Annotated in this window: 1 protein-coding gene; it reads right to left on the bottom strand. The window is 41.4% G+C overall.

Translation table 11 applies throughout. The features are described from left to right. Positions 1-930, bottom strand: a 930-nt coding sequence (locus ACFIKR_RS09460; RefSeq protein WP_375659660.1) for an autotransporter domain-containing protein, incomplete at its 5' end; no start/stop codon positions are given.

Raw genomic sequence — 930 nt, 5'->3', positions numbered from 1 at the left:
TTAAAACTGATAGCGTATTCCACCTGAAAAGTTTGCACCACTTATACCAGTTTTCTGAAGCCTTTGTTGATAGCTTACATCACCATGAAGGGAGAAATTGTGAGACAGTTGTGCATTGATGCCAACGCCGCCTTCAATTGCAGGTCCCATAGGATCAAGGTCAAAGTTTCTACCAATATGAATGGTGCCATCATCACCAAAAGTTTTGATCAAGTTTACTTTTCCATAGAAAGATATAGGACGGCTATTTCCAGTGAAAATGGTTTTGGTCAAACGTCCACCAACACGGATTAACCATTGAGAAGGATTGTTCATATCAACAGTGAAATTATCAGCATCTTCAATGGTGTTAAACATCAAATGTTGATAGGCAACTTGTGCTTGTGGCTCAAATGTTAAACCTTCCATTCCGGTTGCAAATTCTTTGCCAATAGTGGTGGAAACACTCAACATTTTGGCATCGTTCAACTTTGCGGTATTTCCTCTGAGAGCATTGGCGATATGCCCTTTTAGGATACCGTAGGACAAGAGTGCATCAATGTAGAAACCATTGTTGTGCTGTATACTGCCATAGGCTGTAATGGACCATTTATCCAGCGTGCTCTTTCCTGCATCTGACATGTCCTTTGGTGTAAACGATAGTTGTCCATAGGTGCCTACAAGACCGAGATGTGTTGTGGTATTTTGCCCTTCAATTGCTGCCAATGTAACACCGGCTTGGAGAGCAGCGTAGCGAATATCAGCACCATAACCATATTTGAGAGGACCACGTTCAGAAGATAAAGTTCCTGTGCTTCCATAGGTGTATAAGAAGAAACCTGTTTGTTTCTCTTCTTCTTTTCCTAAGACAGATGTTCTGATATTGGCTAAAAGCGCGTTTTGTTTAGCCATATCGGTTAATCCACTGTAGAAGAGAGCATTTGGCATGAC

Origin of the sequence: Bartonella sp. MR30HLJHH, from assembly GCF_042194195.1 — a bacterium.
GTDB lineage: Bacteria > Pseudomonadota > Alphaproteobacteria > Rhizobiales > Rhizobiaceae > Bartonella > Bartonella grahamii.
Note: the sequence above shows the minus strand (reverse complement) of the source record. Positions and strands in the feature narration are given on the sequence as shown.